This window comes from Hydrogenobaculum sp. (assembly GCF_049967395.1).
Lineage (GTDB): Bacteria > Aquificota > Aquificia > Aquificales > Aquificaceae > Hydrogenobaculum.
This window is the reverse complement of record NZ_JBMFST010000019.1, coordinates 1-25,113: the sequence shown is the minus strand read 5'-3', so window position 1 is coordinate 25,113 and position 25,113 is coordinate 1. Positions and strand designations below refer to the sequence as shown.

Genomic DNA, 25,113 nt, shown 5'->3' with positions numbered 1-25,113 from the left:
TGAAGAAGATTTTAAAAGATTACCGCCATCTACGTTTATCTCAGATATACCTGGGTTGTAGTTTTCGAGGGGCACTATGAAAGAGTATAGGTCTCCAAGAGCTACTCTTGACCACGGGTCTAAGAATAATCCTGCCATAAGTTGGGCTTGCGGCATAAATTTAAGGTTTATAAAAGCGTCTTTTGCAAGGGTGTGTGGCATACCGCCGTGAGCTCTTGCAGAACCATCTGGAGACAAAGCTGTATTATCTGCAAAATCTATGTTTGCCCCAAATTGGACGATAGGGTTTATCTGGCCTGAGAAGTAGAGCCTTGCGTTTTCTACTGAGAAGTTTACACCACTGTGGTCGTTGGTGGTGACTTTGCCGTTGTCTTGAGCCCAGATAGCCAGCTTAAGACCTACGTTTGCAAACTCGTTGTCGTTGGCTTTTAAAAGTATAGCGTTGGCGCTATGAATTGGTATCATAGCCATACCAAAGACAGAAAGTGCTAATAACAGCTTCTTTTTCATACAAACCTCCTTAATAGTTGATGTATTCATTATAGGAGGCAATTGTTAATTTTTCATTAAGATTTCATTTTATTTTTATAAGATATGTCAATATTTTAATAATTTTATGTAGTTTTCATACTTTCTAACTTTTCTACTAAAAGCTCTACATCATCCTCTTCGGTAAGCCCAAGATAATCCAAGAGCTTTCCTACGCTTACCCATTTTTTTAAGACCATGCCTTGGGTGATGAGCTTGTCAAAGGGTTCTATATGGTCTATAAGACCTATATCGTATAAAAACTTTTCAAAAAACCTCGAATAAAGAAGGTGAAGCACGGCGTGTTCTATACCGCCTATGTATATATCAACGTTCATCCATTTGTTGGCTATATCTTTATCAAAGGGTAGCTTATCGTTTTTGGGGTCTGTAAACCTTATAAAATACCAAGAGGAATCAAAAAACGTATCCATCGTATCTGTTTCTCTTCTTGCCTTGCCACCGCATTTTGGGCATGTGGTATTTACAAAGCTTTCTGAATGTTCTAAAGGGTTTCCGTGGCCTGTAAAGGTTACATCTTTTGGAAGAAGCACTGGTAAGTCTTCGTAAGGCACCGGGACAATACCGCAGTTTTCACAGTGTATCATAGGTATAGGAGTGCCCCAATAGCGCTGTCTTGAAACGTTCCAGTCCTTTATCTTGTAAGAAATTTTTTTCTCGGCTAAGTTTTTGGCTTTTAAAAACTCTAAAATCTTTTCTTTGGCATCGTCAGATGTAAGTCCGTCGAAGATATCAGAGTTTATAAGTATTCCCTTTTCTTCGTAGGCTTTTTCATTAAAATCATGATCATTTTGAGGTTTTATAACAGGTATAATATCCAAGTTATAGGCTTTTGCAAAATCAAAATCCCTTTGATCGTGAGCAGGCACCGCCATTATAGCGCCAGTACCATATTCCATCAATATATAGTTTGCCACATAGATAGGTATCTTTTTACCGTTGACCGGATTTATTGCATATAAACCTGTAAAAACACCTTCTTTTGCTGAGGTGGTGCCTCTTTCTTTGGTGGATATGTGAGACATTTTTTCTAAGAAATCTCTTAATGCTTGGTTTTCATGAGATAGTTCTTTTGCCAGAGGATGCTCTGGGGCTATCGCCATAAAGCTTACCCCGTATATAGTGTCTATTCTGGTGGTAAAGATTTCTAAGTACTCAAAATCTTTTACCTTTCTTTCAAGGGGAAACCTTACCAACGCTCCTTCGCTTTTTCCTATCCAGTTTTTCTGCTGGGTTAAAACCTTTTGAGGCCACTTTCCTTCTAAAAGCTTCAAATCTTCCAAAAGCCTTTCTGCGTAGTCTGTAACTTTTATATACCAAGAGGGAATTTCTTTTTGGACTATAAGAGTCCCACACCTCCAACATTTACCATCTATTACTTGTTCGTTGGCAAGGACAGTCTCATCCACCGGACACCAGTTTACGGTGGCAGTTTTTCTATAAACAACGCCTTTCTCATACATTTTCAAAAAAATCCACTGGTTCCACTTGTAATAGCTAGGATCACAGGTAGCTATCTCCCTATCCCAGTCGTAAGAAAACCCAAGAGATTTTAATTGAGCTCTCATGTAATCTATATTTGAATAAGTCCAAATGTCTGGTCTTAAGTTATTTTTGATGGCGGCATTCTCTGCTGGAAGCCCAAAAGCATCCCACCCCATCGGATGAAGCACGCTGTAGCCTTCCATTCTCTTAAGACGGGCTATAGCATCTCCTATGGTATAGTTTCTAACATGCCCCATGTGTATCTTGCCAGAAGGATACGGAAACATTTCAAGCACGTAAAATTTGTTTATGGGCTCTTGGGTTTTAGATTCTTTTTCCCAGCGCTCTTGCCACTTTTTTTCTATGCTTTTAAAATCCATATCTATCAATATTCAAAAAGCATCGCCTTGGCCACTTCTTTTGCCTTTTCTTTTGAAGTTAATTTTTCTAAAAGCCTAAAACCAAAGAGCATAGCTGTAGCTGGTCCTCTGCTGCTTGTTATATTTTCATCCTCTACCACTGGTTCTTCTTTGTATAAAGATTCACTAAACTCAAGCTTTACAGAAGGGTGAGAGGTTATTTGTCTATTTGAGACAACACCAGCTTCTTTTAATACAAGAGGGCCTGCACATATAGCGCTTACATACTTTTTCTTGTTGTTCATCTGTTCTATAAGATTTTTTACCTCTTGGCTTTTTTTAAGGTTTTCAACGCCCGTCATACCACCGGGTATCACAATCATATCTAAGCTATCTACATCTTTTAGCTCATCTATCGTAATATCTGTTTCAATCTTGACGTTTCTAGCGCTTGGTATGACTTTGTCTTTCACGCCTACTATTAATACCTCTACTCCGCCTCTTCTTAGGATGTCTATAGGAGCTATCGCTTCTATTTCTTCAAAACCAGGAGCTAGTAAAACCGCTACTTTCGCCATCATTCCCTCCTTTTTATATCAAACTTTACTTCCTTTGCCCACTCCGGTCTTCTGTTTAACCAACTCATCATATTTTCCAAAGACCTTGAATAACAAACTTCACACATCAAAGTACCATCGTCCATTATCTTAGAGTTGTCATCACAGCATTCGGTTATGTTCCAAAATTCGTAATTATCATGGAGTATAAGTTTCCCGCAACCCTTACATTCGTATAGTTTGTAGTTTTTAGATGTTAGTATCTCATCAAAATTATCGTTGGTAATGTCTTGCTCAAATATATTTGACAAAAACTCCAGCTGTTCTTTTGAAAATTCCATAAATATATTCCACTTATGCCACTTCTTCGTGGGCTTCTGCCATAACCATCTTTATAGCGTTTCTTTTTAGCATATCAGAGCATACGTATACACAAAGAGCACAACCTTTACATCTATTTGTAACTACGTAAGCGTGATGTTCGTTGTCATCGTACATGAGGGTATTTGGCTCTGGACAAAAAAGTGTGCATTGTTTGCAGTTGTATTTACTGCATTCGTCATTTATAACTTTAGCTACATAATACATAACCGACGCCTCCTTTAAGAATGGGATAAGTATATATTATAACATTTGTTTAGTGTGTCAATATGTCTTTTTATAGTATAAGCGTTTTTGAGCTTCTTATAAGAATATTTTTATGTTGTGCTTTAGTTTATGGTTTATAATTATATTCTAATACTTACGGAGGTATAAGTTATGCTGCACGCTTTTTTTGCGATGTTTACAGGTGTTTACGCTCTAACGGCTTTCGTTGCCTATCTTCTAGTATTTACGCTTTATAAAAAGAAGTCTATAATGCTATTTGGTCTTACAAATCATGGATTGTCTGTGATATTTGGGATTTTAGCGGTACTCACCGGTTTTGGTGCTCAGAGGATATCTTACGTTATGGTGAAAGCACCAGGACTTTTTGTATTTTTGCACAAATGGATTGCCATATTTGCAGCCCTTTACATAATAGGTACTTTCATGTATCTTTGGGTAAAACAAGAAGATGCCGGCAGAATAAAAGGCATAGCTATTGCGGTAAGTGGAATATTTTTATGCCTTCTAACGGTGTTTTTAGGTCTTGATATCATATTTGATTTTGTAGCAAGATAATATATTAATGTAAATGAGTGTATTAGAGCGCGTAAACAGCTTATTGGATTTGAAAGAGTTATCAAAAGAAGAATTGGAAGTCTTAGCTAAAGAGGTCAGAGACCTTATCATAGATGTAACATCTAAAAACGGTGGCCACGTGGCTCCCGGTCTTGGTACTGTGGAGCTCACCATAGCACTTTTAAGGGTTTTTGATGTACCAAAGGATATTGTAGTTTGGGATATAGGGCATCAAGCTTACCCTTGGAAGATACTAACAGATAGAAAGAATGTATTCCATACGCTTAGAAAAAAAGATGGAATATCTGGATTTTTAAGAAGAGAAGAAAGTATATACGATGCCTTTGGAGCCGGGCATAGCTCTACTTCTATATCAGCGGCAGAAGGTTTTAGGGTGGCAAAAGACCTATTAAAAGATGACTCCTACGTAGTAGCTGTCATAGGAGACGGCGCTATGACTGCTGGCATGGTTTACGAAGCTTTAAACAACATAGGTCATCTTCACCACAACAGACTCATAATAATCTTAAACGACAACGAAATGTCCATATCAAAAAATATAGGTGCAATATCCACATATCTAAACAAACTAATCACCGGCAAACACATACAAGATACAAGAAACAAAATAAAAAATATTTTAGATAAAGCAGGGTTTGTACCCAGAAGATTTGCAAAACTCACGGAAGAATTTGTGAAGGGTTTCGCCACACCTGGTATTTTGTTCGAAGAGCTTGGCCTAAATTACATAGGTATAATAGATGGTCACAATGAAGAAGCCCTTGAAACAACGTTAAAAAACGCAAAATCTATAGACGGGCCTGTATTAATACACATCGTCACAAAAAAAGGCAAAGGCTACGAACCAGCGGAAGAAAACCCTGTAAAATGGCATGGAGTGGCCCCTTACAAGAAGGAATCCGGTGAAGCTTCAAAAATGTCTGGTGGTAAATCTTGGACCCAATGCTTTTCAGAAGCGCTTCTTAAAATAGCAGAGCTTGATGAAAGAGTAGTAGCCATAACCCCGGCCATGAAAGAGGGTTCTGGTCTTATTGATTTTGCTAAAAAATATCCAGACAGGTTTTTTGACGTTGGTATAGCAGAGCAACACGCCGCCACGTTTTCCGCTGGACTTGCTGCAGGTGGCCTAAAGCCAGTTTTGGCCTATTACTCTACTTTTATGCAAAGAGCCTACGACCAAATCATACACGATATAGCCCTTCAAAACCTAAACGTTGTTTTCGCAGTGGATAGAGCTGGTTTGGTAGGAGAAGATGGGCCTACACACCACGGGGTTTTTGACATATCGTTTTTAAATTGTATACCAAATGTTGTTATCTCATCTCCTAAAGACAACCTAGAGCTTCTAGACCTTCTTTACACAGCCATAAATTCCAACAAACCGTTTGTAATAAGATATCCAAGAGGAGAAGCGGTTTTATCCAAAGAAGAAAGAGCACCAAAGCTCATAAAAATTGGCAAATGGGAAGTATTAAAACCTGGTACAGATATAGCTATACTTACAAATAGCTATCTCTTAAAAGAAGCTTTAGAGGCATCTTATGAACTTTTAGACCATGGCATAAACGCAGAGGTGATAAACGCAAGGTTTATAAAGCCTTTAGACAAAGATATGCTTTTTGATATAGCAAAAAGGTTTAACGTTGTTTTAAGCGTTGAAGACGGAGTTTTAAAAGGTGGTTTTGGGGCTTCTATTTTAGAGTTTTTTAACGACAACATGTTAGATGTACAACTTTATAGAATAGGTATTCCAGATAAGTTTGTAGAGCATGCTTCTCAAAAAGAGTTGAGAGAGATGTTCAACCTTACAAAAGACGGTATTAAGAAGTTCGTATTAGAGCGCATATTTTCCTCTGAAAAGCTAAAAAACTTTTAACACTATAAACGACAGGTTGTCTTTTATGAGACGCTCTTTTGATAATATATGTTCTTTTATAGCTTTAGGGTCTTTTTCTACTATATCTTCCAATATATCTTTTATATCGCATATACCATCGGTGGATATTAAAAAAATGTCGTTTTTCTCAATGTTTCCTTGCTCTTTGTATAACTCTATACTCCAATTTGTGCCGAGAGCTTTTACATATTTTTTATGGTTTTCTAGTTTGCTTTGGTCTTTAGTAAGCTGTATTAAGCTTTTATTACGAATAAGAAATATTTTTGAATCTCCTACATGATAAATATGATACATCATAGTGTTTAAATCGCATTTTAATACGCTAAGCGTGGTACCACATATAAGCCCATCTGCATATTTACTCAACCTGTTTATAATCTCCTTGTTTATTTTATCAAAAGCCTTTTCTATATCATAAAGATATCGCTCTAACACCTGTATAGCTATTTTTGAAGCAAGCTTTCCGGAGTTTTTATCTCCCATACCATCTGCCACTGCAAATACGCTATCTTGCACAAATATTTCATCGCTTTGATAATTCTTATCCCCAATTATCTGTCCGCACTCGTAGACTATATTCATAAAATCTCGTAAGTTTTTAGATATTCTCTTAGTTCTATAGCGTTTTGAAATCTTTTGTTGTAATCGCATTCTAAAAGCATTTTTATAAACTCTCTTGTTTTTTGAGGTATGTCTTCTGATATCTTGTAATCGCAGTTTTTGTTTCTTTTTAGCTTTGGGATGTCGCTTTCTACATCAAAAGGGTCTTTTTTTGTAAGAATATAGTGAATCAACGCTCCCATTGAGAATATATCGCTTGCTGGGTATATCTCGTTTCTAAATATCTCAGGCGCTATATAGCCTACAGTACCTTTTACAGATATAAGAGATTGACCTTTTTTTGTTTTTAAAAGCCCAAAATCTCCCAACTTCCACACTAGCCCTTTCAATATCTTTTTGCCAAACACGTTATCTGGTTTTATATCGCTGTGTATATAGCCCATTTGATGTAAAAAAGCAAGGCCGTTGGTTATATCCGCAAAAATCTTCAACACAAGCTCTTTGCTGAGACTTTGGTGAGATATATATTCTTTTAAATTTCCAGTATCCATAAGCTCGTATATAACATACAATCTCTTTTCATCTTTTTTATACAAATAGCTTATCAAAGATATGATGTTTGGGTGTCTTAAAAGAATAAGAGATTGGACTTCTTTCCAGAGGTATTCTATAGCATATTCATCTTTTGCTATTTTTAATGCAAACTCCTTCCACTTGTATTTACCTTTTAAACCCTCAACTTTGTATACCTTACCAAACTCACCTTCCCCAAGAATACCTACTATCCTATACATATCTAAAACTATATCGCCTATCTCCATCAGTAATACACCTTTTTTAAGTATAACCCATGCGCTTTTGCCGTGTGGTTTGAAACTTTTTTGGCTTTTAAAAAATCGTTTACATCGTCTATGGATATAAGCCCTTGAGCGTAAGATAGCATCGTACCTATTATGCGTCTTACCATATACCTCAAAAATCTATTGGCAGTGATCGATATTTCTACCAAGGGATAATCTATATTAAAAGTTATATTTTCTACGAAGCAATAGCTGTTTTCATCTTCAAACTCTTTAGTAAACCCTCTAAAATCCTTATAACCTAAAAACAAGTAAGATATCTCCATCATCTTGCCTAAATCTGTAGGTTTATATACCAGCATAGCCCTATCTTGGAAAAACGGTGAGTTTTTTTCACCAAAAAATAATTTATATATATATGTTTTTTTAAAAGCGTCAAAACGTGAGTTAAACTCCAAAGGTACTTCTTCTATGCTGTGGACTTTTATATCCTTTGGTAGAGCACTGTTTAGGGCTTTTCTTAAAAAGTTTAAGTCTTTATCGTATTCCATCTTGACGTTGAACACAAACTCAATAGCATGAACACCTTTATCTGTTCTAGAACAACCTATAGCCCTTATTTTTTGTTTTATAGGTTTTTTCTTGTTTACTATGTAATATAGCTTTTCTTCTACTTCGTTTTGTATAGTGGGCACGTTTGGTTGATATTGCCATCCGCTATAATTTGTACCCAAAAAGGATATTGTAAATTTGTAGTTCTTCACACCGCCAACGTGTTCTTTAGATAAAGCTTTGTTATATACTCCATCACCATCCTATTTGTATTAAAATATGTTCCGCTTGTAGCTACAGCCATTTTCATGACGTTTACATATTTTCCAAAGCTGTTGTAGTAAGTAGGCAATATTATATATCTAAGCTTGTTGTAAAGGTCGTGTATCTCGTCCTTATCCCACTCTGGTTCTAAGGCTATATCTTCCCAAGATGTCCTTTTGCCTATAGACCAGCCGTTTACATTTTCCATGCAACCCTCTATCCACCATCCATCCAACACAGAGAAATGTGGAACGCCGTTTAAGGCTGCTTTCATTCCGCTTGTACCAGAAGCCTCCAAAGGTCTTTGCGGAGTGTTTAACCATATGTCTACACCAGATACAATAATTTTAGCCTTATACATGTCGTAATTTTCTATAAAAGCTATTTTTAGCTTGTTGGTTTTGGATTTTGCATAATCTTTTGCATCAAATATCTCTTTTATGATGGCTTTGCCTTCCCCGTCAAGCGGATGAGCCTTACCAGAAAATACTATTTGAATACCGTTAAAATCGTTGGCTATATCTATGAGCCAATCAATATCTTTCAATATCATGTGATTTCTTTTGTAGGCTGTTATACGCCTTGCTACCCCTATAGTAAACCAATCTCTAGAAAAGGAAGCATCCGTTTGAGAGTTTACCAAATCTATAAGGTCGTCTTTTGCCCTTTGATGGACTTGTACAAATATCTGGTCTGGCACATTTACTATCTGTCTTAGCAATGAAGGGTCTTCTTCCCAACCCCTTATAAATTCTGTGTAAAGCTTTTTATGGTGAGGTGATACCCACCTCATATGATGCACACCGTTTGTTACATACTCTAACTTATGCCCTTCAAAGATGCTTTCGGATACGTATTTGTGTTTTTTTGATACGGCAGCTACGGTTCTAGCTGCTTTTAAAGATACCCAAGATAGGTTAAACTCTTGATCGTGATCAAAAAGATCTTCCATGTTAGCATCTTTGATATAATCTTTTAAATACGTTTTTACATCTTCTATTGGAAACTTGTCAAAAGCGGCTGCCACAGGGGTATGAGTTACAAAAACTACCCTATCCCTCACCTTTTCTATATCTTGTAGATCTTTCAAAAGACCTACCGTGAGAAACGCTGAATGGCTTTCATTTATATGATATACCATTATCTTATAACCTAAAGCTTTTAAAAGCTCATAACCACCTATACCAAATATAATCTCTTGAAGCATTCTGTCTTTCCCTTGGGCAAGATAAAGCCTGTCAAATATTTGCCTTATCTCCGGCTGGTTTTCTTTTAAGTTTGTATCTAAGAATAGCACAGGCACTATATGACCATTTATACCCATCATATCGTATTTCCAAGCCGTCACATATATATCTTGACCGTTAACAGGTATTTTGATTTTAACATCTAAGGGCTTCAAATATTTTGATGGGTCCCAAGTTTGCGGAAAATCTGTTTGAGCTCCATGAGCCGTAAGATGCTGAGATGTATAACCTTTTCTCCAAAGTATAGTAACGCCCACAGAAGGCACTTTTAAATCCGCAAGGCTTTGAAGCGTATCACCAGCCAACACTCCAAGCCCACCGCTATAAGTGGGTATATATGGCTCTACGCCACACTCCATTACAAAATAAGCTATCATAACGATTATTTTATCAGATTGTCAAACTCTTTGTACATTGCTTCTTTTGAGTTTGCAATACCAGTTTCTACTTTGCCGGTAGGGCCAACGAACGTAGGTGTTCCGTCTACTCCTAAACCTTGTAGATATGATATGTTTTTTCTCACTTTTTCTAGGCCTTTTTTACAAGGGTTTTTTGGTACCGGAGCGCTGTACATAAATTCCAACATACTGTAGCTAGCGTTGTTATCGCATAAAAGCTCGGCAGATTTCTTAACAGAACCAGGATGCAAAGAACCTGTTGGTGTTTGCACAGGATATAAAATTACCTTTATCGCTATATGGTTTTTCTTTGCCCATTCTTTAAGAGGGTTTTCCGCTTCATGACAGAATGGACATTGTGGGTCTGTTATAAAATAGACAAAGTTTTTAGCGTTTTTACCGTTGTATACAAAATCAACATGATTTTCTAACTCTTTTAGTTGATGTTGTGATAACTTTTCATACTTAGATAAATCTGGGGCTACCAAAGACTTACGCTTTATGTCTATAACCTGACCTTGTATTATATAGTTTCCGTTTTTGCTTATAAAAAAGTATTGAGCGTTTAACGGAGATACTTTAAACACCACTTCGCAAAAACCGTTAAGCCTTTTGGATGGATATACATCTTCTATTTTTATAGTAGGGGGTAGGTTAAAATTTTTCAATATGCTTTTAACCTCCGTTTTCGATGGACAAGAGTCCTTTGCGTAAGCACCACTTATCATCATACCAAAAGCACCTATAGACAGCAACAACTTTTTATACATAAAAAACCTCCTAAATATTAAATGCCATTATACCACAGCTAAATGAATAAATCATGAATAGTCTTCACCTTCTCCAGCACATCCTCTGGTTTCACAAAATCAAGGCATTGGTAGGTATTTGTTTTACAGCTTTTAGGATTTATAGAACAAGGATGACAATAAAGTTTAGGCTCTAAATAAAACCCGTCTGTAGGATAAAACCCATAAGAGGCTGAAGTAGCACAATATATTGAAATAGCTTTCACACCAAAGGCGTTTGCTATATGAATAGCAGAAGAATCGTTTGCTATCACAAGAGAAGAAAGACTTACAACGGCCAAAAACTCCTTTAAAGATGTTAGTCCAGATAAGTTTAAAACATTTTTAATATTGTCAAAAGCCTCTAAACGCCTGTCAGATAGTATAATTACAGGTTTGTCAAGAGATTTTGAAAGTGCTATGAAGTGCTCTAGTTTCCAAGTTTTTAAGAAAAAATTTGATATAGGAGATATTGCTATAAAAGAATTGGGTAAGCGGAACTTTTTTTTAACAACATCTTTTATTCCTTCTTCTAAATACAGCTTTGGGGGTTTTGGGTTTAGTTTTTTTGACGTTAAAAGCTCCAAAAGTTTTATATTTCTTTCTATCTCGTGAATACCCTTTTCTTTGTAAGGTATAAGGTCTGTATATAAAAATTTTCCCTCTGACCTATCAAAACCTATTCGCTTTTTAATGCCAGATAAATACAGCATTAAGGCGCTTCTAAAAGATACGTGCAAAGACAAAACAGCATCGTAACCCTTTATGGCTTTTAGTATATTAAAAGAATCTTTTAACGACCTGTTGTAAGGGTGAAGCTCTATAGGATACCCATATAAAACATCCTTTATAAAAGGTCTTCCTACAAAACCTACGTTGTACTCGCCAAAAATATCAACGGTATTTTGCAAAAGGGATGTAGCCAACACCACATCCCCTAAGTAAGCTGTTTGCCAGACAAGTACTTTCAATAAATAAACGTTAAAAACTTATGCTGGTTATCTTCCAAGAGTCATCCTCTTTTGATACAGTAAAGGTTATATCACGTTCCATATGCTCGTTGTCTTTGGTTTCCAATACAACCTTTACCTCAGAATCTGAGATTTTTGACACATTTTTAATTTTCCAAGATTTTACGAAAGACATCTGACCCTCCAAAGAAGCTCCTAAAGCTTCGTATGGTTTCATCTCTACCAAAGCAAGCGGTAATTTTAATTGGTTTTCTAAACTTTCCCTTAAGCTTGGGTCAAGCTTTCTTATGGCTTTCATAGGATGATGGTCTTTTAGATTCGCCACAAAATCTGACACTAAATCTCTAGATATCCCTTGAGGTGAAGACCCACAAGCTCTAAAAAGCAGAAACACAGCCCCTAAGGCTACTATTCCTATAACAATTTTTTTCTTTGACATGCTATGACCTCCTAAATTTATTAATAAGATAATCGTAAATATGCTTGGCCGCTTCTTTTCCCTCTTTTAAAGCTCTTACTACAGTATCACCGCCGTTTACCACATCCCCAGAAGCAAATATACCATCCACAGAACACATATAATGTTGGTCTACTTCAAGAGTACCCCATTTTGTAGTTTTTAGGTTTAGTTCTTCAAAGGCTATAGGGTTTGGTTTTTGGCCTATGGCTAAAACCACCGCATCGCAGTCTATAACAAACTCTGAGTTTGGCACCTCAACTGGTCTAGGTCTTCCTGATTCGTCTGGTTCACCAAGTTCCATTTTTACACAAAGGAGGCCTTTTGCATAGCCGTTTTCATCTCCTATTATTTCTTTTGGCTGTGTAAGCCAATGTATTATAGCACCTTCTTCTTGAATATGGTCCCATTCTTCGTCTCTAGCCGAAGAAGTCTCTCTGGTTCTTCTATAAACTACATGGGTTTCCATGCCAAACCTTATGGCGCTTATAGCACAATCTACAGCTGTAAATCCACCACCTATTATGGCTACTTTTTTTATATCGGCCATTGGACAACCTAAGGCTATATTCATGAGAAACTCTATCGCAGAATACACATTTATAAGGTTGTCTCCTTTTATACCTAGATTTCCTCTACCAGCACCTACGCCTATAAACACTGCATCGAAGCTTTCTTTTAGTTCTTTAAGCGATACACTTCTTCCTACTACTATGCCAGTGTGAAACTTTACGCCCATTTTTTTAAGCTTGTTTATTTCATATTCTAATATAGATTTATCAAGTCTTGCGTTTGGAATACCGTAAAACATAACACCGCCAAGCTTAGGAAGCGCCTCGTAAACCTCAACATCTATACCTCTTCTAGCAAGTTCATAAGCACATCCTAGTGATGCCGGTCCTGAACCCACAATTGCAACTTTGTATCCTTTCTTATCTTCTACCTCTACTGAAGGTTCTATGCCAGATATCCTTACAAAATCCCCTACAAACTTTTCTAAAGCCCCTATATTAACAGGCAAACCTTTGTTCCTCTTGTTTCTTACCGTATCAAAGTACAATATACAAGCGCCTTCACATTGCCTTTCTTGAGGACATACCCTTCCGCATATTGAGGGGAATATATCTGTTTGGGTGATTATCTTGTAAGCTTCCAATATGTTACCCTCTGCTATCTTTGATATAAAGCCTGGTATGTCTACATTTATAGGACAACCTTTAATACATCTTTTATCTGCATCTTTGCAAAGTATACAACGCTTTGCCTCATCTATGGCTAAATTTATCGTATAGCCAAGGGCGTACTCTTCAAAAGTTTTTGTACGCTTTTCCACTGGCATTAAAACTTCTTGATTTCTATCGTAATACCTAATTTTCTTCATGGCTTAGCTCTTCCTAGAACGCACCAACACTTCTTTTAAGATGAGGTGCCTTCTGTTTAAATCATCAAAATCTATCTTGTTGGCTTCAAGCCAAGGTCCTTCCACGCAAGGCAGCTTAAGCTTGCCATCGTACTGAATCCTGCAAGCCAAGCAAAGCCCTACAGTACAAAGCATCCTGGTTATAACTGCGCATAAAACATTTTTATCTTCATAAACACTAACTAACTCTTTAGCTAACTCGTTAGAACCAGCGCTTACAACAATATCGTATGGCTTATCAATCTTGCTAAAAGCTTCTACACTATCAAACTCATAAACACTATCAAATATACCTGTATAGCTTCTTAAATCCTCTAAATGCACAGCATCAGAATTTATGAAAGCAAGATCTATTTTGTTTTTTGGTTTTAGATGTTTTGCGACGTTGTATATGCCAGCAAAACCCCAATTTATACTTACAAAGAGTATATTTTTATATTCTAACTGAGGAAAAGGTTTCCCAGCTGGACCTTCAACGTAATGCAACTTTTGCCCTGGTTTTATATTTTCAAAAGCCTCAGTTACCACCATGTCATCAGACTTTTGCAACAAAAAAGAAACCGCATTACGTTCTATATCTGCATCCATGATAAAAACGGGTATTCTTTCTGGCTTTTCTTGATATTGCATAATAAAAAATTGACCTGGTTTTGCTTTTGAAAGATACAAACTCTTTAGTGTTATTAGTTTCAGGCTTTTAGAAATATCTATAACCTCTAGTACTTCAGCCATTCACAAAATCCCTAATATCAAATATCACAGTAGAGCAGCAGTTTGGGGATATGTGCGGTTTCATACCAAATTCTATACTTTGAGACACTATACCCTCTGCGGGAAAAGCTATACCGTTTGCTCCTGCCAACATAGCGTATGTATCAAAAGCCAAGCGATACTCTCCTGCTGGTCTTGCGCATCCTATTATTATAGGGTTTTTTGGCATTTTTTGCCTAGCGTAAAGTATCACCTCTGCAGCTTCTTCAGCGCTTGGAGGTTTTATAAGTTGATATCTCGCGTTTCCGTAGTAAGGCATAACCACTACAAGCACTAAAGCATCTGGATCGTATTTTGATATCATATCTACCGCGTTAAACTCGCCTATAATTTTTCCATAATGTAAACCTATGATAATGTGAGGTACTATTTTAAGACCGTGCTCTTTCAATAGCCTCAAAGATTCGTCATAATCTTTAGTGCTTTTATGAGGAAGTTTATAAACTTTATGTATTGTTTCATCTTCGCCTATAATATCTAAAAGAACAGCATCCACTTCCGCTTCTTTTAACGTCTTAGCTAGTCTTTCATCCACAAGGCCCACATGACAGGTTACTATAAGTCCTAGCTCCTTTTTGGCATATATCATTGCATCTTTATAGTCGTAAAGCTCTACTACGTTATCTTTGTTTGAGCCTCCAGATATCAGTATACCTCCAACGCCCGCTTCTTTTAGATCTTCGCAAACCCTTACAAGTTCTTCAGGAGAAGTGGCAGGTATCATATGATGTAATATCTTAGAAGCGCAGTGATCACACATTAACTCGCACTTTTTACCAGTTATAGATATATCCACAAACCTTGGCTTTGAAACAGTTTTAAAATCTTCTACTTCATAGTACTTAAAACCAGGTCCATAAAAATATATATTGCTTCCAAAATGTTCTTCTTTTGTTCTAAGGCCTGTTTTCAGCTTTTCTAAAAAAGCTTCATTTATTTCTATATCTATCATAATGTTTACCTCAAAATGTTATTACTTCAGCACCTTGATCTATAAGTTCTAAAAGCTCTGGACCAATAGCCAAAACATTTATACCTTTTTCTTCGTTGTACTCTTTTTCTCCTAGCTTCGTAGAGTTGTTTATACAAGCCATTGTAGTAATACCTTTTTCTAAAAGCTTATAAAACAAATCTTTTAAATGAGGTATATCCTCTATTTGCCTTGGTACTTTAACTCCATCTGCCCAAAAGAAAAATCTAACATCAAATCTTGGGTCTTCGGAAGCCCTTAAAGCAAACCTCATACTCATCTCTACTTTCAATTCACTAATATTCACATCAGACATCAACACAATAGCTAGTTTCTTCATTTAAAACACCAAATACAATTGATTTTTAAATTTAGTAGCCCTACTCCAAAAGAGTAGGGCATAGATTATATTAACCGCAGGAGATACCTTTTTCTTTTGCTATAGCACCTAACTTTTCTACAGCTTCTGGGCCTTTAAGAAGCATTGACACTTCTGATGGATTGGTAGGTTTTATTTTTGCTATCCAACCTGCACCGTATGGATCGTCGTTAGCTAAGGCAGGGTTTGCTTTTACTGCGTCGTTTATCTCTACCACTTCGCCGCTCAATGGAGATGGCACTGGACCAACCCATTTTCCACTTTCTATAGTAGCTACAGACTTTCTTCTTTCCACAGCTTTACCTGGTTTTTTAGGCGTATAGGCCACCAATCTACCAGCCATCGCTGCAGCTACGGAAGTGAGGCCCACCGTGAAAGTGCCATCACCGTTGTCTTTTGCCCATGTGAAGGCATTAGCCTCTGCGTCAACGTCGTAAAGTAAATCCTCTGGGATGTTGCACCCGTTTACTACTGCCATATATACCTCCTTAATAAATTATTTTCTAAATTAATTTTTAACTTTTAAAAGCCTAAAAAACTATTACCTTATCAGCTTCTAAGGATTTTTGAGCAAATTCACCTGCTGGTACTACACCATCTAACAGTGGTATTAACTCCTCTTCTTTTAAACCAGACGAGTCTATAGCCTGCTTACAAGAATAAAGTTTAACACCAGCAGCTTTGGCATCTTTCATAAATTCATACACAGATTTTGGTTTTTGACCTGCTACGCAGGAATCTCCTCCGGGGTATATAGACTCTGGAACACCCTTTCGTATTAAATTTGTGCCATCCATATTAAAAAATATCTCTACTATTGCATCGTTTGAAGCCATTAAGGCTCCTATAAAAAACGGCGTAGCACATCTATGAGGTGTTTTTGGACCGCTTGTCATAAGTATTAACACTTTCTGACCTTCTGCTTCCATCATGAGTTAAGCACCTTCCTTACCTCTTCTTCCGAGGGTACTCCTACAAACGTTAGCTTGCCGTTTATTATGGTAGATGGAACGCTTCTAACTACTAACTTTTTAGCCCAAGCCCTACCTTCTGGTTGAGCCACGTCAAGCACTTCGTACTTGAAACCAAGCTCAGCTTGTAACTTTTGATAAAGAGCATCTGCATCTGGACATGTAGCACACCACTGAGACACTAAAAGTATAACATGTTTATCAGAAGCCGCCATACTATGTACACCTCATACAAATGATATCCTCTCTATCTATATACTCTTTCATTTTTCTAATAGCTTCTTCACCAGTTACCAAATCTTTTAAATCTCTTTCTAAATTTACAGGCTTTAAAGTTACTATCCAACCTCTACCGTACGGATCATAATTTATTATATCCGCTTGCTCTAACAACTCTTCGTTTCTTCTTACTACTTCACCCTCTACGACACAAGGTATTGGACCTGCCCATTTACCGCTCTCCAACGATGCCACTGGTTTGCCTTTGGGTATTTTTTTACCAACATCTTTTATGCGTATATGTAAAAGCTTACCAGACCTAGTTTGTCCAACATCTGTAAGACCGTATGTTACATTGCCATCTGGTTCTAACCTAATCCAAACTTGATTTTCTATATCGTAATACAAATCTTTTGGTATTAAACACCCGTTATGATCAACTATATTTTCGTCTACATTGCCATGTAAATCCATACCTATACACCTCTAGAGCTTAAAATTGCCCCCAGGAAATATGGGGGCAACTTAGTATATCATGCCAAACCGTATCTTTTCAACACTGGTAATGGATCAGATAGGTTGTCTTTTAGCTTTACTTCAGAGGCGCTTCTTCCCAATGCAAGACCTAACAGCTGAGTAAAATAGACAGCTGGCACATCAACATCTGGAACACCTTTTAACATTAATCTATGTCTATACATTTCCAAAGAAGCATGACAAAGTGGGCATTCGGTAGCTATAACATCTGCACCATTTCTTTTAGCGTTTTGCAGTATCATCATCACAAATTTTTCTGACACTGATTCGTCCGACAAGGAGTGAGGGCCGCCGCAACATTGAGTATGCATAGGTTCAAAATCTACGCTAGTAGCCCCTGCTGCTTCTAAAAGCTTGTTTTGGAAAAATGGATGTTCATCATCATCAGCTGTAGCCCTTCTCATTGGTCTATCTTTATCTAAGTCCTGACCGCCAGCATGCGAGTATGTCCTAGCATAAAAGTGCGGTCTTGTGTATAGACAGCCGTAATAGTTTGCCACCTTTAAACCTTTTAAAGGTTTCTTGGTTTTCTCTTTTATTTTTTCTGGACCAGCTTCTTCATAAAGCCATTCCAAAGCATGGTAGGTCTCAGGTATTACGTCCAAAGGATCCACACCACCTTCTCTTAAAAGGGCATTTGTTTTAGTAAGCACAGAATTATCGGTAGTTAGAAAGTACCAAGCCCTTTGTAGTGAAAAAGAACAACCGTTGCAAGGAGCCACTATTACTTCATGCCCTTGTTTTCTAGCCAAAGACATGTTTCTAGCATTCATTAAAATAGTACCCCAGAACGTTACATTCTTTGATTCCATTGCTCCACAACAGTTGTAATCTTTTAAATAATCAAGCTCTAAGCCCAAATCTTTAGCTACTAGTCTCAAAGATACGTCGTAAGCTCTAGCCGCACCTTCTAATGAGCAACCTGGGTAGTAAGCTACATTTTTACCTATAACACCCATGTAAAACCTCCTTTAATGAGTCATTATGCCTTCTTCTCTTATAACTCTTTCAAGAACTTGTTTGAATCTATTCCAGTTTTGAGTTCTTGGATGTATCAACATATGTTTAGCATTTAATATCAAGAAGTCTATGTTCATGCCCTTTAACGGTTTAATAGCTAAACTCTTTAACCAATCTGGTAAACCGCCTGCAAAAGGTATTGGTTTCTTGAGGATTGGATCTTTCATTACAGAATACCCTTGCTTTTCCATCCAACCGAATAGCAATTCTCCATCTTCTATGCGTCCATACTCTATAACGCTTTCTGTGAAGAATTTATCAAATTTCTTAGATGGGTACTCTTCTATAAGACCTCTTTTTGACATTTGATTTACTATTACCTTTAATACTTCCTCTACCAAAACACCTTTTGGACATCTGTGAGTACATTTGTGGCAAGACACACATCTCCATATGACATCTGCTCTTTTCTGCAACTCATCTAGCATACCTAATCTAGCTAGATATATGAAATGTCTTGGGTTGTATTTTTCATCCCAATAGTTATGAACAGGACAGCTAGCCGTACAGTATGCACATTGATAGCACTGATTTATAGTTTTCCCTTGGGGGTGGTTGATGATATCTTTGGCAAAGTTTAAATCGTAATCATTTATTACACGAGGAAGTATTATAAGGTTCCAATCTCCAGATGCATCAACACCGTCTATAACTATCCTATCTTTCTTTATTATACGTTCTTGCTCTACAAGGCCACGTTCATGAATAGCCATAACAACCTCCTATTAATAGGTAAAAGTTACTTCATCGTCTCTTAAAACACCCAACAGACGTTTAGCAATAAAATCCGCGGGCGGGAAAAAACCTTTAGCACTATGCATTGTAGACAAGGTCATGTAATCAACGTAAGTACCGTAAATCATAGCTAAGAAGATATCTACAAACAAAAATCCCCTAACTCTTATACCGAACTCCAAAAGCTTTTCGTAAACCTGAACGTAGGTTTGATAAAATTCTTCGTAAGTAGAACCATACATCTCTCTGCCATGTCCATTTACCGGAGCTTCTTCTTTTAAGAACACAATAGCTCCACTTTCAGATTCTGGGTCCCATATCCAAGAGGTAAAAAGTATATAATCTTCTGGAAATGTAAAATGCAATATCTCTGCCGCGATATCCCTAGCGTTTTTCTTACTTACACCTCTTATTATATCCGTAAAAGCGTTAACCCTTTGTTCCCAGGTATCCGCTTTAGAATATAAAAGATCGCTTATAGCTTTTTTGAGGTTGTTAACACCAGTTTCTTCAACTATCTTGTTTCTGAACCTTCTAGCTGGGTACATTCTGTAAAATACATCAAGCAATTTATCCTTGTCTATAGATGCTAATCGCTCCTTCGAGAATGTCTCTCTAAAAAGATTCGATTTCTCAAGAACCCTAGAATAGAACTCTTGCGCTAACTCTTCTCCATCTCCTAATATTTTTATCAGATAATCTCTTACTAAAAAGTCATCAAGAGGGGCCGCTTTGAACCCCTCGTTTGATTTAATGTTGCTCATTACACACTCACCTTAGCTCCTATAAAAGCTATTGCCTCTGCAGCGGCTGCTTCACCCTCAGACATAGAAGACTCTATATCTATAGGACCTTTGCAAGCGCCTGCTATGAATATACCTTCTTTGTTGGATATGATATTTGAACCTGAATTATCAGAAGGTATTAGGAATTTACTATCTTGATCTTGGTTCAAACCTAGCATCTTAGCAACTTTCTTTGTGCCTTCAGATGGTTCCATTCCAAGCACCAAAACCACTAAGTCCATTGGTACTTCTGATGGTCTTTGCACTATGGTATCTTCGTGCTTTATCACAAGTCTACCATCTGATGGTCTGAAGGTTATTTCAGCAATTCTTCCTCTTACGTATCTAACACCGGCTTTTTCTTGAGGAGCCCAATAGAATGGGTATTCCCAAGTACCGTATGTTCTAACGTCCATATAATAGCAAAATACATCTACATCTGGATAATGCTCTCTTATCTCCGTGCCTTGTAAACCAGAAAGAGCACATCCATATCTACAGCAGTGTACATTTGATACGCCTAATTGTCTATCTCTTGAACCAACACAGAATACAAACGCTACACGCTTTGGAAGTTGGCCGTTGGATGGTCTATAGAGCTTGCCTTGACGAGAAAACATTTGCTCTAACTCGAGGTTTGTTATTACGTCTGGGAAAAGCCCATAACCTAGCTCACCTTTTCTTCTTGGATTAAAGTGTTGGAAGCCAGTAGCTACTACTATAGCTCCAGCCTCTACAGTTTCACCGTTTGATAGCTTTACTTTGTAATTACCAGGCGTACCTTCGCAAGCTTCTACTTCTGTGCCTAACTTGACTTTAACGTTTGGGTTCTTAGTTACTTCATCGATAACTGGGCCTAAAACTTGTGATGGTTTTAACTTTCTTGGGATAAGGGTATGGTAATCTTCCAATACTGGTCTACCACCTAGTTTTTGTTCCTTTTCCACTAAGATGGTAGATATCCCTAATTTACCAAGAGTTTTAGCTGCGGATACACCAGCAGGCCCGCCACCTATTACTAACACGTTCTTAGACATATATAACCTCCTAAGGTTTATTAAGATCTAAACAATACCTTATCAGCCGTTGCACTTGCTCTTGGTTTACCATCTGATGTTCTGCTGTATGGTTCATATAAGTCATAGGTTTTGAAGAATTCTTGAAGCTCATCGTGTTTACCTGCTTTATCTAGCTCGTTTATATATTTTACGGTGTCTTCCCATTCTTTCCTTAGCTCTTTCCAGTTGGTTATACCCATCTTTTCCAAGAGAGGTTCATAGCTTGAGCAGTTCCAGTATAGCTGGACTATCTTGTATGGATGTGCACCACAAGCTAAAGCTGAGAACATAATATCTGACATTACAGCCACTGGATAGTACATGTCATGAGCCTTACCTATCCATTGATTCTTTTCAAAAGTTGTAGTGCAACCAGTATCGTGAGTAACTATAAGATCTGCTTTAGCATCCTCGTATATTACCTTCAATTTTCTGTTTATAGCAAAAGACCTAGTAAACTCTCTTTCTGTCAAGATATGTCTAAATCCAAAACCACAGCAATCATACCATGTGTAATAGTCAGCAATTGTAGCTCCCAGCTCTTTTATAACAGCCGCAGATGCTGCTGGTCTTTGGCCACCATATATTTCTGGATCATATACGTAATCGTCAGCTATCATTTTCCAAACGTGGCAAGCGTTGTGTATAGCAACTCTCACATTGGATACATCTATACCCTTTGGTTTACCTTCTTTCTCATATAACTCTTTTATTTTGTATCTATTTGCATGTGTCCATTCTGAATAATGTACTACTTCTTGAGGTATTATCAATTCACCATTTGGTCCTAATCTACCAAGCTTTTTAAGTATAGGTCTTACAGCATCTCTCAACTCTTTATTCATTATAAGCTGTTCCCTGGTTTCTTTATAAGACCCAAAAGATGTACCGCAGTGAATTAAAGGATAATAACCGGTTTTCCAAGCTTGGTGCATGTTTCTTAGCCATACGGCGGCCAATGCTACTGGGTTTGATGTGCCAGAACCGTGGTAGTTCCATGCGGTACAAGAAGTTTGGTGTGGCTCGTTAAGATAATCATATCCAAACTTGTTCATAAACCAGAATATAGAAGCAGGATATCCTGGTATGTTACCACATTGTCCGCAAGATTTATGATGCCACAACTTGTTGGTAGGCACAGTCTTTATACGACCAGTTCTTGTATAAACCTCTACGGGTTTATGCTCCTCAGTGATTCTATGTATAAGGATCTCACCCTTTGCTTCCAATTCTTCCATACGCTCAAATACTTCATCATAGTGAGCGTGGTTGTTTTGAATTGGAAATTTGGTCTTGTCATATCTAAGTAAACTCATAAAACTAACCTCCTAAAAAATTTTTTTGGCACTACGCCAAAAATTGCATAAATCACTCTTCTTGCATATCTTCCCAACGCTCTTCGTTTTCTTCTACCATATCCATAATAACGTTGTAGAGGTTGGGGTCTATCTTCTCAAGCATATCAAATATACCTGTTTCTCTCCAAATACTGTAAAGTTCTATGGCAGTTTGAAGAGATACTTCCCAAGCTGTTTTTACAGCTTTACCTACGTCAAACGGGATGGCCATACGCTTTGCTCTCAGGTTTTCCATATTGTCAGCCATCTTTGGACCCCAGTCTGGGAAGAAGTCCGGCTGAAGCATATCCGCTGAGAGCTGGTTACCAGTGGTCATAACCTTCAAGAGCACACGACCGTACGGTTTGAGAAGATCTTTGGTTGCATCAAAAGCGTTTCTAACAGCTACTTCTCTCATTATAGCCACTAAACCGCCTGGGTTGTTTACAAACGGGCATCTTATCCAGCATGTGAAACACTGAGAGCAAGCCCATATATATTCGTGCATCATGTCGTAAAGCACTTCCACATCATCTTCCAAAAATCTTTGGACTATCTCCCTGGGCGAATAATCAAAGAATCTATTTGATGGGCATGATGCAGTACACACACCGCAGTTTAAACACCCAAATATGTATTCGTGATAGCGAAAGTCAGATTTGACTTCCTCTACAATTCTAACCTTCTCTTCCCATGGCACATCTTTAGTCTTCTGTGATATGGGAAGATTGTATCCATAAGCGTGTCCATCCATAACAATTACCTCCTTAAAGAGTTATAACGGCGTACTCGCCACTCATTACTTTGTCCAAGAATGCAGCACCACCTATTATACCATCACAAAGTTCAGTATTTACATCCTCTCTCTTGTATTCTTCCGTCAAATCTAAAGATGGTACGCAAAGATATACCTTTACTCCTGCTTCTTTTGCCATTTTTATGAAATCATATACAGTTTGCTCTACACCAGGTCTTACTTTAACCTTTTTTGCATTGTCTTTCATCAATAAAAATCCAGCCTCTGAGGTAATAACCATCTCTACTTCAAAGTCCATCGTAGTAGCTGCAGTAGCCAAGAAAAAAGGTGCACCCGCTTGAGGGTTTATAAGCTCACCGGTCACCGCATCAGCTCTTTCAAAAAATGGGACAGTTAAAATATAGAAAATAATCTTATCAAATCCGTTAGGTACCGCCATAAATCTCTCCTTTAATAAGTTTAATCCTAAAATTTAAAAAATCAATTAAGATTTGCTTATAAGAATATAATAAAAATCTTATAAGCCTTTCACTACAACTACACAACCTAGCCAATACCATACTCTATCCTATACAAAAATTGTTATAGGCTTATCGGCTTCCAATATGAAGTCAAAAAGCGTCATAGCACCGCCTGGAGGCTCTAAACCATCTATTAAATCTTCATATTTGTATCCAAAAAGGTCCATAGTCATTTGACAAGGTATCATTTTTACATCGGCTTCTTTGCATAGCTCAAGAAGTTCTGGTATAGAGGCAACACCATGTTCTTTTATAGATTTTTTCATCATTTCAGTCATTAAATCTGTCATTCCTGGTATTACACCCATTAGCTGAGGCGGGCCTGGTATAAAGTTTGACACGCTTTTAAGGAAAGGAAACTTTTCTTCCATAGACGGTGGGAAAGCCATAGGCATAGCCGGATTTCCAACGGGAGCCAACTTCAGCTGGTTTACTTTTTCCTTATGTATTATATTCAAGCCATAAAACGTAAAGAATATGGCTGTTTCTAAACCCATTGAAGCAGCTACCGATGCTAGTATCAGCGGCGGATATGCCATATCTAACGTACCTTTTGTGGCTATTATAGCCAGTCTTTCCATAGCAAACTCCTTACTTTTTCTTTAGATAGAATATAATTTTTCCACCTTCTTCCACAGTTTCTAGTAACTCATCGCCAGTTCTTTTACAGTAAGCTGGTATATCTGCTTTTGCTCCAGGATCTGTGGTGATGAGTTCCAAAATTTGACCAGATGACATTTCTGCCATTTCTTTTTTGGTTTTAAGTACCGGTAAAGGACAATTGAGACCAGATGCATCTAAAGTTCTGTCTGCTTTTACAGCCATGTAAAATACCTCCTAAACAAAGTTATTTTTATTTTAATCTTTATTTTATATTTTATGTATTAAGATTTTATTAAAAAAAAATTAATTTTTTTTATAATTGCTGTTAAGCAAGGCCTCTTTGTTTTAGAGTGTCTTGATATATCCTTTTATATAGAATATTCCACTCCGACGTGCCTTCTACAATCTTCTTTGAGTAGTTTTTTATACGCGTACGCACTTCTTTCTCTATTTCTTCTTCCTCTTTGGCGGCTTCTATAAGGATAGAGGATATAACTTTTCTTATCATTGGTATATCTTCATAAATTTCTATATTTGGGTCGTTTTTAATAAGATCTCTTATTCTATTGGTTATTTGGTTCATGCGCTCTCTAGGTTTTGTTTCTATTTTCATTTCTTCAGCCAGCTTCATTCTTATAGTTCTATAGGCTGTTCTATAGTCTATGTTTTCTTTTTCTATATAAGATAGTTGGTCTTTTAATATTTCTTTTGCTCTTTCATCTAAGTTTTTTTCTTCTTCATCGGCTTCTTTAAATATTGCTAGCAACTGTTTTTTAAAATAATCTACATCCTCTACTTCTATATATTTTTTTGTTAAAAGCTCGGATACTAACTTATTTATTATTCTTTCCACCAACCTTTCTGGTAATCTCACCTTTAGCTCCTTAAACTTTTATTTTAGGACTAAAATGCTTTGCTATGTTTATAAACGTTTCTGCCATCTCTCTTTTTTTCTGCCAT

At 37.2% G+C, this 25,113-nt stretch carries 32 protein-coding genes; 2 read left to right on the top strand and 30 right to left on the bottom strand.

Annotated elements, in window-relative coordinates; translation table 11 throughout:
- The 5 genes from ACP5S8_RS04185 to ACP5S8_RS04165 form a co-directional block, all read right to left on the bottom strand.
- The coding region (locus ACP5S8_RS04185) for a porin (protein ID WP_461875848.1) at positions 1-510 on the bottom strand (510 nt) is incomplete at its 3' end.
- Between the two features lie 104 nt (positions 511-614).
- Entirely contained in the window at positions 615-2,414 is a 1,800-nt protein-coding gene (gene leuS, locus ACP5S8_RS04180) for a leucine--tRNA ligase (RefSeq protein ID WP_461875846.1), read from the bottom strand.
- A 5-nt stretch (positions 2,415-2,419) separates the two neighbouring features.
- The gene (locus ACP5S8_RS04175; RefSeq protein ID WP_461870024.1) at positions 2,420-2,971 is read right to left on the bottom strand and encodes a DJ-1 family glyoxalase III; all 552 of its coding nucleotides are present in this window, start codon (positions 2,969-2,971) and stop codon (positions 2,420-2,422) included.
- Complete coding sequence (locus ACP5S8_RS04170; protein ID WP_461870023.1) at positions 2,971-3,291, bottom strand: hypothetical protein; 321 nt, start codon at positions 3,289-3,291, stop codon at positions 2,971-2,973. Before ACP5S8_RS04170 ends, ACP5S8_RS04175 begins: the two co-directional genes overlap by 1 nt.
- A 13-nt stretch (positions 3,292-3,304) precedes the next feature.
- Entirely contained in the window at positions 3,305-3,538 is a 234-nt protein-coding gene (locus ACP5S8_RS04165; protein WP_459892021.1) for a 4Fe-4S dicluster domain-containing protein, read from the bottom strand.
- Between the two features lie 171 nt (positions 3,539-3,709).
- On the opposite strand from ACP5S8_RS04165, the gene ACP5S8_RS04160 reads away from it, so the two are divergent.
- Positions 3,710-4,114 (top strand): hypothetical protein, encoded by a 405-nt coding sequence (locus ACP5S8_RS04160; protein ID WP_461875844.1) that lies wholly within the window; start codon positions 3,710-3,712, stop codon positions 4,112-4,114.
- A gap of 13 nt (positions 4,115-4,127) precedes the next feature.
- Positions 4,128-6,011, top strand: a complete 1,884-nt coding sequence (gene dxs / locus ACP5S8_RS04155) for a 1-deoxy-D-xylulose-5-phosphate synthase (RefSeq protein WP_461875842.1) — start codon at positions 4,128-4,130, stop codon at positions 6,009-6,011.
- Here dxs and ACP5S8_RS04150 read toward each other — a convergent pair.
- From ACP5S8_RS04150 to ACP5S8_RS04030, 25 genes are all read right to left on the bottom strand, one after another.
- Entirely contained in the window at positions 5,997-6,614 is a 618-nt protein-coding gene (locus ACP5S8_RS04150) for a PP2C family protein-serine/threonine phosphatase (RefSeq protein WP_461870020.1), read from the bottom strand. The genes dxs and ACP5S8_RS04150 overlap by 15 nt on opposite strands.
- Positions 6,611-7,414, bottom strand: coding sequence for a serine/threonine protein kinase (locus ACP5S8_RS04145; RefSeq protein ID WP_461875841.1), 804 nt, complete (start codon positions 7,412-7,414; stop codon positions 6,611-6,613). The genes ACP5S8_RS04150 and ACP5S8_RS04145 overlap by 4 nt, the downstream gene beginning before the upstream one ends.
- Positions 7,414-8,157: a tRNA pseudouridine(38-40) synthase TruA gene (gene truA, locus ACP5S8_RS04140; protein ID WP_461875839.1), complete on the bottom strand. Its 744-nt coding sequence runs from the start codon at positions 8,155-8,157 to the stop codon at positions 7,414-7,416. The genes ACP5S8_RS04145 and truA overlap by 1 nt, the downstream gene beginning before the upstream one ends.
- Positions 8,154-9,833 (bottom strand): alpha-glucan family phosphorylase, encoded by a 1,680-nt coding sequence (glgP, locus tag ACP5S8_RS04135; RefSeq protein ID WP_461875837.1) that lies wholly within the window; start codon positions 9,831-9,833, stop codon positions 8,154-8,156. The genes truA and glgP overlap by 4 nt, the downstream gene beginning before the upstream one ends.
- Before the next feature lie 5 nt (positions 9,834-9,838).
- Complete coding sequence (locus ACP5S8_RS04130) at positions 9,839-10,624, bottom strand: DsbC family protein (RefSeq protein WP_461875836.1); 786 nt, start codon at positions 10,622-10,624, stop codon at positions 9,839-9,841.
- Between the two features lie 38 nt (positions 10,625-10,662).
- Entirely contained in the window at positions 10,663-11,613 is a 951-nt protein-coding gene (locus ACP5S8_RS04125; protein WP_461875834.1) for a glycosyltransferase family 9 protein, read from the bottom strand.
- A gap of 10 nt (positions 11,614-11,623) precedes the next feature.
- On the bottom strand, positions 11,624-12,052 hold the full coding sequence (locus ACP5S8_RS04120; protein WP_461870014.1) for a DUF4878 domain-containing protein: 429 nt from the start codon (positions 12,050-12,052) through the stop codon (positions 11,624-11,626).
- A 1-nt stretch (position 12,053) separates the two neighbouring features.
- Positions 12,054-13,451: an NADPH-dependent glutamate synthase gene (gene gltA, locus ACP5S8_RS04115; RefSeq protein WP_461875832.1), complete on the bottom strand. Its 1,398-nt coding sequence runs from the start codon at positions 13,449-13,451 to the stop codon at positions 12,054-12,056.
- Between the two features lie 3 nt (positions 13,452-13,454).
- Positions 13,455-14,222 carry an iron-sulfur cluster-binding protein gene (locus ACP5S8_RS04110; protein WP_461875831.1) on the bottom strand — a complete coding sequence of 256 codons (768 nt, stop codon included), beginning with the start codon at positions 14,220-14,222 and terminating at the stop codon, positions 13,455-13,457.
- On the bottom strand, positions 14,215-15,213 hold the full coding sequence (locus tag ACP5S8_RS04105) for a radical SAM protein (RefSeq protein WP_461875829.1): 999 nt from the start codon (positions 15,211-15,213) through the stop codon (positions 14,215-14,217). The genes ACP5S8_RS04110 and ACP5S8_RS04105 overlap by 8 nt, the downstream gene beginning before the upstream one ends.
- A 10-nt stretch (positions 15,214-15,223) precedes the next feature.
- Positions 15,224-15,571: a DsrE family protein gene (locus ACP5S8_RS04100; RefSeq protein ID WP_461870010.1), complete on the bottom strand. Its 348-nt coding sequence runs from the start codon at positions 15,569-15,571 to the stop codon at positions 15,224-15,226.
- A 70-nt stretch (positions 15,572-15,641) separates the two neighbouring features.
- Positions 15,642-16,088: a biotin/lipoyl-containing protein gene (locus ACP5S8_RS04095; RefSeq protein ID WP_461870009.1), complete on the bottom strand. Its 447-nt coding sequence runs from the start codon at positions 16,086-16,088 to the stop codon at positions 15,642-15,644.
- Between the two features lie 52 nt (positions 16,089-16,140).
- The gene (locus ACP5S8_RS04090) at positions 16,141-16,542 is read right to left on the bottom strand and encodes a DsrE family protein (RefSeq protein WP_461870008.1); all 402 of its coding nucleotides are present in this window, start codon (positions 16,540-16,542) and stop codon (positions 16,141-16,143) included.
- A complete protein-coding gene (locus tag ACP5S8_RS04085) occupies positions 16,539-16,796 on the bottom strand; it encodes a thioredoxin family protein (protein ID WP_461875828.1) in 258 nt (85 codons plus the stop codon). The genes ACP5S8_RS04090 and ACP5S8_RS04085 overlap by 4 nt, the downstream gene beginning before the upstream one ends.
- A gap of 1 nt (position 16,797) precedes the next feature.
- Complete coding sequence (gene gcvH / locus ACP5S8_RS04080) at positions 16,798-17,274, bottom strand: glycine cleavage system protein GcvH (RefSeq protein WP_461875827.1); 477 nt, start codon at positions 17,272-17,274, stop codon at positions 16,798-16,800.
- 59 nt (positions 17,275-17,333) lie between these two features.
- Complete coding sequence (locus ACP5S8_RS04075; RefSeq protein ID WP_461875826.1) at positions 17,334-18,296, bottom strand: CoB--CoM heterodisulfide reductase iron-sulfur subunit B family protein; 963 nt, start codon at positions 18,294-18,296, stop codon at positions 17,334-17,336.
- Between the two features lie 12 nt (positions 18,297-18,308).
- Complete coding sequence (locus tag ACP5S8_RS04070; protein ID WP_461875825.1) at positions 18,309-19,070, bottom strand: 4Fe-4S dicluster domain-containing protein; 762 nt, start codon at positions 19,068-19,070, stop codon at positions 18,309-18,311.
- 12 nt (positions 19,071-19,082) lie between these two features.
- Positions 19,083-19,856: a hypothetical protein gene (locus ACP5S8_RS04065; RefSeq protein ID WP_461875823.1), complete on the bottom strand. Its 774-nt coding sequence runs from the start codon at positions 19,854-19,856 to the stop codon at positions 19,083-19,085.
- Complete coding sequence (locus ACP5S8_RS04060; RefSeq protein WP_461875821.1) at positions 19,856-20,914, bottom strand: CoB--CoM heterodisulfide reductase iron-sulfur subunit A family protein; 1,059 nt, start codon at positions 20,912-20,914, stop codon at positions 19,856-19,858. The genes ACP5S8_RS04065 and ACP5S8_RS04060 overlap by 1 nt, the downstream gene beginning before the upstream one ends.
- Positions 20,915-20,934: 20 nt before the next feature.
- The gene (locus ACP5S8_RS04055; protein WP_461870003.1) at positions 20,935-22,251 is read right to left on the bottom strand and encodes a heterodisulfide reductase-related iron-sulfur binding cluster; all 1,317 of its coding nucleotides are present in this window, start codon (positions 22,249-22,251) and stop codon (positions 20,935-20,937) included.
- 52 nt (positions 22,252-22,303) lie between these two features.
- A complete protein-coding gene (locus ACP5S8_RS04050) occupies positions 22,304-23,026 on the bottom strand; it encodes a 4Fe-4S dicluster domain-containing protein (protein ID WP_012514124.1) in 723 nt (240 codons plus the stop codon).
- Between the two features lie 13 nt (positions 23,027-23,039).
- The gene (locus ACP5S8_RS04045) at positions 23,040-23,468 is read right to left on the bottom strand and encodes a DsrE family protein (protein ID WP_012514125.1); all 429 of its coding nucleotides are present in this window, start codon (positions 23,466-23,468) and stop codon (positions 23,040-23,042) included.
- A 129-nt stretch (positions 23,469-23,597) separates the two neighbouring features.
- Complete coding sequence (locus ACP5S8_RS04040) at positions 23,598-24,131, bottom strand: DsrE/DsrF/DrsH-like family protein (protein WP_461870002.1); 534 nt, start codon at positions 24,129-24,131, stop codon at positions 23,598-23,600.
- A 10-nt stretch (positions 24,132-24,141) separates the two neighbouring features.
- Positions 24,142-24,375, bottom strand: a complete 234-nt coding sequence (locus tag ACP5S8_RS04035; RefSeq protein ID WP_012514127.1) for a sulfurtransferase TusA family protein — start codon at positions 24,373-24,375, stop codon at positions 24,142-24,144.
- A gap of 103 nt (positions 24,376-24,478) precedes the next feature.
- Positions 24,479-25,027, bottom strand: coding sequence for a DUF507 family protein (locus ACP5S8_RS04030; protein WP_461870001.1), 549 nt, complete (start codon positions 25,025-25,027; stop codon positions 24,479-24,481).
- Positions 25,028-25,113 lie beyond the last annotated feature (86 nt).

Coding starts and splice junctions, on each gene's coding strand:
- leuS (WP_461875846.1), bottom strand. CDS start 2,414: ATGGATTTTAAAAGCATAGAAAAAAAGTGGCAAGAGCGCTGGGAAAAA.
- ACP5S8_RS04175 (WP_461870024.1), bottom strand. CDS start 2,971: ATGGCGAAAGTAGCGGTTTTACTAGCTCCTGGTTTTGAAGAAATAGAA.
- ACP5S8_RS04170 (WP_461870023.1), bottom strand. CDS start 3,291: ATGGAATTTTCAAAAGAACAGCTGGAGTTTTTGTCAAATATATTTGAG.
- ACP5S8_RS04165 (WP_459892021.1), bottom strand. CDS start 3,538: ATGTATTATGTAGCTAAAGTTATAAATGACGAATGCAGTAAATACAAC.
- ACP5S8_RS04160 (WP_461875844.1), top strand. CDS start 3,710: ATGCTGCACGCTTTTTTTGCGATGTTTACAGGTGTTTACGCTCTAACG.
- dxs (WP_461875842.1), top strand. CDS start 4,128: ATGAGTGTATTAGAGCGCGTAAACAGCTTATTGGATTTGAAAGAGTTA.
- ACP5S8_RS04150 (WP_461870020.1), bottom strand. CDS start 6,614: ATGAATATAGTCTACGAGTGCGGACAGATAATTGGGGATAAGAATTAT.
- ACP5S8_RS04145 (WP_461875841.1), bottom strand. CDS start 7,414: ATGGAGATAGGCGATATAGTTTTAGATATGTATAGGATAGTAGGTATT.
- glgP (WP_461875837.1), bottom strand. CDS start 9,833: ATGATAGCTTATTTTGTAATGGAGTGTGGCGTAGAGCCATATATACCC.
- ACP5S8_RS04130 (WP_461875836.1), bottom strand. CDS start 10,624: ATGTATAAAAAGTTGTTGCTGTCTATAGGTGCTTTTGGTATGATGATA.
- ACP5S8_RS04120 (WP_461870014.1), bottom strand. CDS start 12,052: ATGTCAAAGAAAAAAATTGTTATAGGAATAGTAGCCTTAGGGGCTGTG.
- gltA (WP_461875832.1), bottom strand. CDS start 13,451: ATGAAGAAAATTAGGTATTACGATAGAAATCAAGAAGTTTTAATGCCA.
- ACP5S8_RS04110 (WP_461875831.1), bottom strand. CDS start 14,222: ATGGCTGAAGTACTAGAGGTTATAGATATTTCTAAAAGCCTGAAACTA.
- ACP5S8_RS04105 (WP_461875829.1), bottom strand. CDS start 15,213: ATGATAGATATAGAAATAAATGAAGCTTTTTTAGAAAAGCTGAAAACA.
- ACP5S8_RS04100 (WP_461870010.1), bottom strand. CDS start 15,571: ATGAAGAAACTAGCTATTGTGTTGATGTCTGATGTGAATATTAGTGAA.
- ACP5S8_RS04095 (WP_461870009.1), bottom strand. CDS start 16,088: ATGGCAGTAGTAAACGGGTGCAACATCCCAGAGGATTTACTTTACGAC.
- ACP5S8_RS04090 (WP_461870008.1), bottom strand. CDS start 16,542: ATGATGGAAGCAGAAGGTCAGAAAGTGTTAATACTTATGACAAGCGGT.
- ACP5S8_RS04085 (WP_461875828.1), bottom strand. CDS start 16,796: ATGGCGGCTTCTGATAAACATGTTATACTTTTAGTGTCTCAGTGGTGT.
- gcvH (WP_461875827.1), bottom strand. CDS start 17,274: ATGGATTTACATGGCAATGTAGACGAAAATATAGTTGATCATAACGGG.
- ACP5S8_RS04075 (WP_461875826.1), bottom strand. CDS start 18,296: ATGGGTGTTATAGGTAAAAATGTAGCTTACTACCCAGGTTGCTCATTA.
- ACP5S8_RS04070 (WP_461875825.1), bottom strand. CDS start 19,070: ATGGCTATTCATGAACGTGGCCTTGTAGAGCAAGAACGTATAATAAAG.
- ACP5S8_RS04065 (WP_461875823.1), bottom strand. CDS start 19,856: ATGAGCAACATTAAATCAAACGAGGGGTTCAAAGCGGCCCCTCTTGAT.
- ACP5S8_RS04060 (WP_461875821.1), bottom strand. CDS start 20,914: ATGTCTAAGAACGTGTTAGTAATAGGTGGCGGGCCTGCTGGTGTATCC.
- ACP5S8_RS04055 (WP_461870003.1), bottom strand. CDS start 22,251: ATGAGTTTACTTAGATATGACAAGACCAAATTTCCAATTCAAAACAAC.
- ACP5S8_RS04050 (WP_012514124.1), bottom strand. CDS start 23,026: ATGGATGGACACGCTTATGGATACAATCTTCCCATATCACAGAAGACT.
- ACP5S8_RS04045 (WP_012514125.1), bottom strand. CDS start 23,468: ATGGCGGTACCTAACGGATTTGATAAGATTATTTTCTATATTTTAACT.
- ACP5S8_RS04040 (WP_461870002.1), bottom strand. CDS start 24,131: ATGGAAAGACTGGCTATAATAGCCACAAAAGGTACGTTAGATATGGCA.
- ACP5S8_RS04035 (WP_012514127.1), bottom strand. CDS start 24,375: ATGGCTGTAAAAGCAGACAGAACTTTAGATGCATCTGGTCTCAATTGT.